9 protein-coding genes and 1 pseudogene are annotated in these 8,887 nt (G+C 62.2%); 3 read left to right on the top strand and 7 right to left on the bottom strand.

Going from position 1 to position 8,887, the window contains the following annotated elements:
• Positions 1-272: hypothetical protein (locus MFF64_RS35965; protein WP_238193792.1), on the top strand; the 272-nt coding region annotated here is incomplete at its 5' end.
• A gap of 1,114 nt (positions 273-1,386) precedes the next feature.
• Here MFF64_RS35965 and MFF64_RS35960 read toward each other — a convergent pair.
• The 3 genes from MFF64_RS35960 to MFF64_RS35950 form a co-directional block, all read right to left on the bottom strand.
• The gene (locus MFF64_RS35960; protein WP_273557208.1) at positions 1,387-2,346 is read right to left on the bottom strand and encodes a TAXI family TRAP transporter solute-binding subunit; all 960 of its coding nucleotides are present in this window, start codon (positions 2,344-2,346) and stop codon (positions 1,387-1,389) included.
• 67 nt (positions 2,347-2,413) lie between these two features.
• On the bottom strand, positions 2,414-3,031 hold the full coding sequence (locus MFF64_RS35955; RefSeq protein WP_238193790.1) for a GlcG/HbpS family heme-binding protein: 618 nt from the start codon (positions 3,029-3,031) through the stop codon (positions 2,414-2,416).
• A 58-nt stretch (positions 3,032-3,089) separates the two neighbouring features.
• Positions 3,090-3,779, bottom strand: a complete 690-nt coding sequence (locus MFF64_RS35950) for a fumarylacetoacetate hydrolase family protein (protein WP_238193789.1) — start codon at positions 3,777-3,779, stop codon at positions 3,090-3,092.
• Between the two features lie 109 nt (positions 3,780-3,888).
• Between MFF64_RS35950 and MFF64_RS35945 the strand changes: the two genes are divergently transcribed.
• Positions 3,889-4,569: a FadR/GntR family transcriptional regulator gene (locus tag MFF64_RS35945; protein ID WP_238193788.1), complete on the top strand. Its 681-nt coding sequence runs from the start codon at positions 3,889-3,891 to the stop codon at positions 4,567-4,569.
• A 652-nt stretch (positions 4,570-5,221) separates the two neighbouring features.
• On the opposite strand, the gene MFF64_RS38755 is transcribed toward MFF64_RS35945, so the two are convergent.
• The 4 genes from MFF64_RS38755 to MFF64_RS35925 all read right to left on the bottom strand — a co-directional run bounded on the left by MFF64_RS38755 (position 5,222) and on the right by MFF64_RS35925 (position 8,370).
• Positions 5,222-5,521 (bottom strand): hypothetical protein, encoded by a 300-nt coding sequence (locus tag MFF64_RS38755; RefSeq protein WP_099905670.1) that lies wholly within the window; start codon positions 5,519-5,521, stop codon positions 5,222-5,224.
• A gap of 336 nt (positions 5,522-5,857) precedes the next feature.
• Positions 5,858-6,280, bottom strand: coding sequence for a Ros/MucR family transcriptional regulator (locus MFF64_RS35935; RefSeq protein WP_099905663.1), 423 nt, complete (start codon positions 6,278-6,280; stop codon positions 5,858-5,860).
• A gap of 235 nt (positions 6,281-6,515) precedes the next feature.
• Positions 6,516-7,052 carry a Ros/MucR family transcriptional regulator gene (locus MFF64_RS35930; RefSeq protein ID WP_238193787.1) on the bottom strand — a complete coding sequence of 179 codons (537 nt, stop codon included), beginning with the start codon at positions 7,050-7,052 and terminating at the stop codon, positions 6,516-6,518.
• Between the two features lie 217 nt (positions 7,053-7,269).
• A complete protein-coding gene (locus MFF64_RS35925; protein WP_099905665.1) occupies positions 7,270-8,370 on the bottom strand; it encodes an RHE_PE00001 family protein in 1,101 nt (366 codons plus the stop codon).
• A gap of 177 nt (positions 8,371-8,547) precedes the next feature.
• Here MFF64_RS35925 and MFF64_RS35920 point away from each other — a divergent pair.
• Positions 8,548-8,887 (top strand): annotated as a pseudogene (locus MFF64_RS35920) (integrase); the annotation flags it as partial.

The raw sequence follows: 8,887 nt of genomic DNA, 5'->3' as shown, positions 1-8,887 counted from the left end.
GCGTATTTGCATGTGAGAAGGCCCGTGACATGAGCCTCCGCTTACAGCCGGTCCGCGTGAAAACCGGAGGCGGTGACACAGATGGACTGCTCGTATTCACGTCAGACCTTCTCGTAGCTGTGCTTGTACAGCTCTCCGCTGACCATGAGGAGGATGAAGGCAAGTGGTTCTTGGAAGCAGGTTTTGACGGTGCCGATAAGCGCGTCCAGCCCACGTTTGCCAGCTTAGACGAGGCACAGGAGTGGATCCAGAACCGATTGGACGAGGCTTAAGCGTTGAGGCGGCCTCCATGCTGACGGGGGCCGATGAGCAACATGGGTCAATGCCAGCCGAGGGATGTTGAGCATCTATGGAGAGTGGCCGGATTGAGGAAGCCAAGAGGCCTGGGTCGATCCGCGAAAGTCGCTGCTACAACCGCAAACACCCGGCAGCGGGCCATTAGGATGTTAAGGCAGTCCCCGTGCCAGTCGGGCAAGATGCTCTTGATGCTGGCGCTGAATGCCCTCGAAGAGAATTAGGAGCGCCTCCGCATCCTCCGTCGGTAAGTTACACCGTTGCAAGCGATCTATGACGGCGCGCTGCTTCACGATGTGCCGGGCACCATCCTTGACGTGCCGCTGAACCATGTCGAGTTCGGTTTCTCCGTCACGCATCAGCGGATTATAGCAGGGTCAGCCCGGTTCGGGAGCGTCTGCTTTCCGCCCACTGCGAAAAATGCTCATAACTCACAAGTTATGAGCAGGCAGTCACAGGCTACGGCATCCGCAGCTTACCGTGCCCCTAACTAAGGCCCAGTACCGAACGACCGAGCCAAAGAGACAGTTCGCCGCTCTGATCGCGTCGAGCCACGATAAGCATAGCACGAGGAGCCGTTTCCGCCTCAAAGCGTGCTCCTTCCACGACGCTCGGACGCTTACCCTGCTGCAACGATGAGGCTATTTATTAACGCGTTTTGGTTGTAAATTTCTTGCTTAAAGATCTGTTAAGTTTTCGTAGCTCACGGTCATTTCGCGTGCAGAGGTCGTGATCAAATGCCTTCTGAAGATAGGCGGCATCGCGATCTGAATATGATGCAATTGGCGCCGCTTGGATAGGCAGCGGTACCATTGCAAATATTACACTCAAGCCAGTGTATATGAAATACTTTTTTGGCTGACACATTGATCGCTCCTGCTTCGAAGGAGCGTATTAGCTGGCGTCGGTTAATGAACCTCCCAACGTCAGCTGCGCGAAGGCAATCAGTTCTCGAGGTGCAGTCATTACCTCACGCCGTAATTTTCGTTTCTAGACTATAATGTCATAAAATAACGGCGGCGCCGACATCAATGATGTTTGAATGCTATTCTGCTCATACCTACTGATATATTGAATGAAGCAAATATTTTGTCACTTAATTGGTGCTTCGATCGCTGCTTCCGCTAAATACCGCCTGACCCCAGGATGGATGAACTCAGCGCGCGGCGCGGCGACCCAGGTGTTGGCAGCTGTTGTCTCACGCCCGGACCGAACACGTCTGGCCATGTCCGCCTCGCCTTCGTGTAAGGCGCGAGCCAACGCATAGGCTACCCTCTCGGGCATGTCACTGCGGCCCAGCACGACGGACCAGCTCCCGACCGAGTGGATCGGCTCGTTCTGGCCATTGTAGGTTCCGGCCGGCACGGTCAGTCGCTTCAAGAACGGCACCTTACCGACGATGGCTGCGCTCTCTGCTTCGTTCGGCGCGACGAAGCGTGCGCCTGTCCCGCTCCTCGCAAGATCCTCGAAGGCGGGCCAGCCGATCCCACCTCCCCACAGTGCTGCGGCCCTGCCATCAGCGAGCATTGCCAGCGCCTCATCGTCCCTTGGCAATAAGATCGCCTGGAAGTCGTGCTCGAGATCCAGTCCGATGCCCTTGAGGATGTAGCGAGCCTGCACGACCAGACTGGAGCCAGGCGCACCGAAGACAACAGGTTTGCCCTTTAGATCGATGATCAATGTGACCGCTGATAGGCCAGGGACTGCAAACATACCAGCAGAGGAGTACATGGGTGCAATGATGCTGAGGGCTGCCGGTGAGCGTGTCGATCCTGTCAGCGCCTCGAAGGTTGCCTCACCACCAGCAAGTCCAAGCCCGAGCCGCCCTTCTTCCAGCATGGGAATGTTTTCAAGGCTTCCCTTCGTGAAGACCGGCTCCACGACCACCTCGTGCTGACGTTCGTTGATCGTCGGTGCGAAGGCGTCACCGAAAGGCGTGAAGCCGCCGCCGGGCGGCGACGTGCCGAGGAGAAGCTTTATCGTGTCAGGAGCTCCGACGGCTGTGGTCGCAATCACGCTCATGGAAGCTCCCAGGAAGGCTCGCCTGTTCATCGTCGGCAAATCCTCGAACAAGGCAGTGAGGTGAGTCGTCGAGCTAGATCGCGCGGTTTGTGCCCGCCTACTTCACGGTCTCTGCGCCGGCCTGGCAGATCAAAGCATCTTGATCACCCGTGCCCCCGGCGCAGCCGATGGCGCCGATGATCTTGCCAGCCATCACGACCGGGAAGCCGCCCGGTGCAGCCATCATCTCGGGATCGTATGTTCCGACGTAGTTCGCCCCCGAAACATAGGCGTTGAAAAAGACGCGGGTCTCCCTCTTCCAGCGCGCTGAAGTGCTCGCTTTGCGCTGAGCAGCTTGGCTCGACGCCAATGTGGCTCCATCAGGACGAGAGAACGCAACAAGTTCACCATGCGTGTCGACAACCGCGATGGTGGTCGGCCATCCCCGACGTTTTGCCTCAGCGTCCGCCGCGCTCAGTACAGCTTTAGCCTGATCCGCGCTGATCGAGGCCCCATACGGGGTGCTGAACGGCGTTCTCTCGGGCGTGCCTCCCGCCGAAGGCTGCGATGCACCAACCGTGCTTTGCGGCTGCGCGGTTTGAGCCAAGGCCGGCATGCTCGTGAGCATGACGAGGAGGGGAAGAGCGCGAAGCTTGTGCGATGTCATGCCATTCTCCAGTGGTGTCTTCGGAAGAACCAGAGCCAAATCGTGCAGTACCGTGTCGGTAATATTCATGGATGATCAGGCATCATGCTCGCTGATCTCAGGTGAGGAGCGAGCAAGCCCGATTTGGTCAGGTCCGGTAAGTCACCGTGATCTCACCAATGCCGGCGCAGGTTCCGCGCAGGGTATTGCCAGGCAACACTCTACTCACTCCCGCAGGTGTGCCAGTCATCAGAAGGTCACCGGGAAGAAGTTTGACTGCTTTCGAGAGATGGGCGAGGCACTCGGCGACCGACCAAATCATCTGGTCCAGATCACCACTCTGCTGCGTCTTGCCGTCGATAGTTGCTTCGATCCTTCCTTGCGCAGGATGACCCGTTCGCGAGACTGGCGCGATGGAGCTGATCGGGCAGGAACGATCAAAGCCCTTTGACAGGGTCCAGGGCCGGCCCTGCTTCTTGGCCTCCCCTTGCACGTCGCGCAGCGTCATGTCGAAGCCCACGGCATAGCCGAAAACTAGGTCGAGCGCGTCCTGCACTAGGATGTTCGAGCCACCCTTTGCCAGGGCTACAACCAACTCAACCTCGTGGTGGAGATCGTTGGTCTGCACAGGGAACGGCAGTTCGCTTCCGTCCCGCACGATTGTGTTGGCTGGCTTCGAGAAGAAGAAGGGCGGCTCTCGGTCTGGATCATGACCCATCTCGCGGGCGTGGTCGGCGTAGTTGCGCCCGACGCACCAGATCCGCCGCACCGGGAACATCGCGGTTTCGCCAACGACCGGGACCACAGCCACTTCGGGCGGATCGATGATGTACTGCATGGTAGAGCCTTTGAACCAATGAAGCAGATTGGTACGGACGCTCCTTGGAGGTGTCAAGCGGCGGTCCCACAGCTTGGCTGAGTTTGCGCGGTCGGCTAAAGGCAGCCCCATGGACACCGACGCAGCGCCAGTCCTGACCATCCTTCAGGCGTATCTCGCGACGACCGAGCTTCCGCCGGACGGCCGGCTGCCCCCGGAGCGCGCCCTCGCTGAAGCATTGGGCGCGTCGCGTCGCGAACTGCGCAAGGCGCTTGCGGCGATGGAAGCCGACGGTCAGCTCATCCGGCGCGTGGGGGCAGGCACCTATCTCAGCCCTCGGCCTCTGGCGGCGATCGATGAGGTCGCATCCTTGGCTGAGAAGGCGCAGCCCGGCGACATCGTTCAGGCCCGCCTAATCCTGGAGCCTGAGCTTGCTGCTGCTGCGGCGACGCGTGCGATGGGCGCTGATCTCACAGCTTTACGTGAGGCCGTTCGCGCCAGTCGCGAACCTGGGCTGACATGGCGCGGTTACGAGCTGCAGGATGCTCGCATCCATCGGGAGATCGCGGTCCTCGCCGGCAACCCGCTATTGCTCTTCCTTTACGATCATCTTGCGGCTGTACGTCGTGTGCTAACCTGGAACAGGGTTCGGTCTACCATTGCTGGTCCGCCGGAAGATCATCCGTCCTTCGCGGAACACGACAGGATTGTGGTTGCCATCACGGCCAGAGATGCGGACACAGCGCGTCGTGAGATGCAAGGTCACGTCACTGCCGTTCATGCCGCCATGCACATGCCGGACGAAGGTTGATCTCTAAACCTCAAGGGCGGTTCCATCCCCAGGTGCAGGACCAAGGTTATAGATCTACCAACAGACATCGCGCATCGTAGTCGACTTGCCGGAGTACTTCGTCTACGAGATCATAATGGGTGCCGGGTGCACGTTGGCCAGCTATGGAATAACCGAAACCGCAGGGGGCTAGCTCTAGCTCGCGACGTCACCACGCGTGTACCTGGACTTCAGCACATCCGCCCCTCTCGATGCGTGGGGTCAGTATGTCTGGAAAACGACCCGTTCCTGACAGGCGGGCAGACCGGCCAAGGCTGACACGCCTTACGCAAGAGCCGCGCTCCTTGGAGGATGTCAGGAAACCCTGTCAGCCATTCAAATGTCAGGAAAACGCTGCCGCAGTCGGCTGTTCATACCTGCCGGACGGCCCATCGAGGTTTGCCCTCTCGGAACGGTCCAGCCCAGCCCCGGATACGTTCCAAGAAAATGCGGTTTGATTTCTGGACCAGCCCCGTATCACGTGCCTAAGGGCCCAATGGACCAACGCACTCAGAACAGCCCAGGGTTGTCAGCTACACCTGGACCTCGACCCTCGTTGAGGCGCCTGAGCCAACTCGTACCAGCCGAGCGGGACGCCTCTCGACGTCCCACACGCAAGAAGTGACCCTGGCCGTCAGTACCCGTAGTAGCCGGGCCCTGGACCGTAATACCCGTAGGCAGGAGCCGGGTAGTAGTAGCGGGGCGCCTGAGAGGCGGCGATCGCACCGCCGATGATCCCCAGGGCAGCACCCGCTGCAAGAGCACCGCCGACCCCTGGGCCGCGGCGGTATCCGTAGTGACGGTAGCCGCCGCCGCGGTACGCGTACCCGCCGTGATAGCCACCACGGTAGCCGGGGCGCGCCTCAGCCGTGGGGGCCGCGAACAGCGAAACCGTGAAGGTCGCCGCGACAGCTGAGAGAACCAACCGCTTCATCATTTTCCTCGCGTGCTGCATCCAGCAGACAGCGATTGAAGGACGGCACCTATGAACCGACTCTGAACTGGCGCACGCACGGTCTCCGTTTGTCCGACGACGATCAGAGTTGGCTTTCGCACGAGGCTGATGACTGGCCTGCCATGAGGCGAGCTGCCCTACCGGTCACTCGCCACATGGATAATCAATCTCTGAAGCGGTGCCATAGAGCGCGAGCGAAGCCCCACTGCTCTATCGGCAGTGAGGCTGATGCTCATCTGGACCGCCCTACCTCGATTCACTACCCTGCCGACAGGCTATGCGTTGTGCTGGCCGGCAGAGGGTCTGGGGAAGGGTTCAGGCTGCCTTGCGGGGCCGGCCCAATCCGCTGTTCTTGGCGAGCTCCGAACGCTGAGCCGCGTAGGTGGCGGCCACCATCGGGTAGTCGTGCGGCAAGCCCCACTTGCGACGGTACTCCTCGGGGGTGAGCCCGCGGGTCGACAGGTGGCGCTTGAGCGACTTGTACTGGCGTCCGTCCTCGAGGCTGATCAGGTAATCCGGGGTCACCGTCTTCTTGATGGGCATCAGCGGAACCGGCTTCTCGGGTTGCTCGGAAACCACTCGCCCGCGGTTCGTCAGCGAGATGTGGACTGACGCGATCAGGTTCGGCAGCTCCGCCACCGGAACGGAGTTCTTGGACACGTAGGCCGACACGATATCGGCGGCGAGCTCAACGAGAGTGGCCGAGGGGCCTTGTTCTTGTTGCGACACGGAAAGCATTCCAACTCCACGACTCAGTTCATGACCGAGCTGTGGCACTCTATCGAGCATTCCGCAGAGGCGCACAACCCTGAACAGGTAGCGCGCCCACCTGATCAAGGGAGTGACGATATCCTCGACGGCAAGATAGATGCCGACCAGAGCCAGCGCGAAACCTCCCGCAACGAAGAGCACGCCCGAGAGCGACAGAGTGCGTCGGGCACGCTGTCGCCGCCATGGGTTTATCGGATCCACGTCACTCGGCTGTGTTGGCTTCGGCCTTCTTCGGCCGGCCGCGACGTGCAGGCTTTGCGTCCACAGGCGCGGTAACGACCGGATCGGGCTCGGCCCGCTTCTCAGCCGCCTTCTTGGCTGCAGCTCGATCACGCCGGAGCTGTCCGAGGCCGAGGCTCTTGGCGAGCTCGGATCGCCGCGCTGTGTAGGAGGCCGCCACCATCGGGTAGTCGCGCGGTAGGCCGTATTTCTGCCGGTACTCGTCGGGGGTCAAGCCGTTCGAGGTCAGGTGCCGCTTGAGCGACTTGTATGCCTTGCCATCGATGAAGCTGGTGATGGCGTCCGAGGTGACGGACTTGCGGATCTGAGCCGCGGTGACCTTGTGATCCTCGTCCGGGGTGGCGGCAGGCTGGCCGAGAGTGCTCAGCGAGGCGTGCACTGAGGCGATCAAGGACGGCAGTTCGGCGATCGGAACGTTGTTTTTGCTCACATAGGCCGACACGATATCAGCTGCGAGATCGATGAACTCAGGTTGTTGGGCTTGGGACTCGTCCGACACGTCAATTCTTCCTGATACGAGGATCCATCCAGATCCGAATGTGAAAAACTCTATGGAGGATCGCCGACGCTGGGCAAGTCCCTGCCGGTGTATGATCCCCGGCAATCCAAGGGATAATCTCGTTCATCAGTACTTTGCCGCGCCAAGCCGCTGACATGGACGGCAACTTCTGCGACCGCGCACCTCGTGGATCTCACACCCGCTCGTGGCAGCCGGATTACAAGATCCCCCAAGCCCGGTATCGCCCCCGCCCGGTGAGCTCGCGCAGGCCGAGTTCGGCCACGAGGGTCTGGGCGGCGCGCGGGGTGACGCCGAGCTCGTCCGCGATGGTGGTGGTAGAGACCAGCGGGCGGGCGAGCACGAGGTCGATGAGCCTTGGCAGGCTGGAGTTCGCCCGCCTCCCCCTCACATTCGCCCGCAGGACCTCGCGCGAGAGCATCCAGCGGTCATGATCGCTCATGCCTTGCTCTGCACCGGTCGTGACGGCGCCGAGGAAGGTCAACCAACGGGAGGACGGATCGCGCGCGAGCCAGCGGTCGCGCGGCACGCGGCGCAAGGCGCTCGCGAGGGCGGGCAGGTGGTGACGAGCCTTGTCGCGGGCACGCAGGAGATCGGCGGCGAGGAGCGGTCCCAGCCAGGCACGGTGCTGGAGCGGCTCGAGGGTGATCCAGGCGTCGTAGGCGACGGAGGCGGCGAGGACCGGCGGCAGGGCGCGGGTGTCAGCAACGACCTGGCGCCAAGCGGCGAGGCGGTCAGTCTCGCCCCAGGCTGGATCGTAGAGGAGCGGCGATTTTTCCCTCACCGCGCCGGTGTCTGCGAGGAGGCGGCTGGATCGGGCGATCAGAGCGTCGATGTCGGCGAGCCCGGCTGAAAAAGCATCGTCGTTGTCCGCGAGATCCCCCTCCCTGTCTGCGTCGTCGATCGGCGGCACGGCTCGCACCGTGACCGCATCCTGATCCCCTGCCCCAGCTGGATCCTCGGACAGGGCGGCGAGGCCAGTGGGACTGGTGGCCCATCCGGGGTCGGCGGCGGCGATGCGGCGGCGGGTGCGCAGGACGGCGTGGGCGCGGGTGAGCTCTTGCGAGGGGGCGTGCCTGTCGCGCCCGGCGTCGTGGAGAACGAGGTCTTCGAGGAGCACGAGGTCGCCCTGGAGGGCGAGGCTGGCGCAGGCGTCGGCGAAATCGGTGCGGGTGCTCCAGCCATCTCGGATGGGGCTAGTGGCGAGGCGTTCATCGAGGCGGGCGAGGGCATCCTCGGCGGCGACCAGCGGGGTGGCGAGGGTGGCCCAGGGGAGCGGCTCGGGCAAGCGGTAAACCATTGGAAGGCTTGTACCGATCCGTCATGGCGGAAGCGAGCAGGCATTCCGCTTCGTGCACCTGTATGAGGACTGGAAAGCTACTCTGACCATTGATAATGTCCCCTTATCGATGGCGATAGACGCGGGAGCGGAAATCGGTTTGGATGCGGTCCGGATCCCTGCTGAAGCCCGCCCGCGATGTCCGATCTCCCCCCTGATCTCCTCCCGGATCCGACCCTCGCCCGGGAGCGCGACCTCGATGCCCTCGCCGGTCTCCTGCCGTTCGACGCCCGCGAACGGCTGGCCGTCCTCCTCACCGACGAGGACGCCGCCACCCTCAAGCACCTCGCCCGCTCCGGCATGGGCGCCAACACGCTGCGGGCCCTCGCCTCCGACCTCGGCTACCTCGAGGCCTGGTGCCTCGCCGCCACCGGCCACCCCCTGCCCTGGCCCGCTACCGAGGCTTTGGCGCTGAAGTTCGTCGCCCATCACCTCTGGGATCCGGCCGAGCGCGAGAGCGATCCCCGCCACGGCATGC

The organism is Methylobacterium frigidaeris, from assembly GCF_022179185.1.
Classification (GTDB): Bacteria; Pseudomonadota; Alphaproteobacteria; order Rhizobiales; family Beijerinckiaceae; genus Methylobacterium; species Methylobacterium frigidaeris.
Note: the sequence above shows the minus strand (reverse complement) of the source record. Positions and strands in the feature narration are given on the sequence as shown.